Below are 257 nucleotides of genomic sequence, written 5' to 3' on the forward strand. Positions count from 1 at the left end.
GTCCGGCCCGCCGGTCACCACAGTGACCTCATCGGCGGGAAACAGCGCCGCCAGCATCGTTTCGATGAGTTGGCTGGTGTGCGGCGTGAGCTCCGAAGGTTTCAGCATCACGCGGTTGCCGGCGGCCAGGGCGGTGGCCAGCGGGATGAAGGTCAACGAAAACGGGTAGTTCCACGGCGCCATGACGCCAATCACACCCTTAGGTTGGTATTGCACGTAGGCGCGCCCGGCCTGGTACGGCAGGGCGACGTGGCGGC

At 66.1% G+C, this 257-nt stretch carries 1 protein-coding gene; it reads right to left on the reverse strand.

Annotated features, from left to right (window positions below; genetic code table 11):
* The coding region (locus tag MN199_RS14750) for an aldehyde dehydrogenase family protein (RefSeq protein WP_335739917.1) at positions 1-257 on the reverse strand (257 nt) is incomplete at both ends.

Origin of the sequence: Rheinheimera metallidurans (genome assembly GCF_036983985.1) — a bacterium.
In the GTDB taxonomy this organism is placed as follows: Bacteria; Pseudomonadota; Gammaproteobacteria; order Enterobacterales; family Alteromonadaceae; genus Alishewanella; species Alishewanella metallidurans.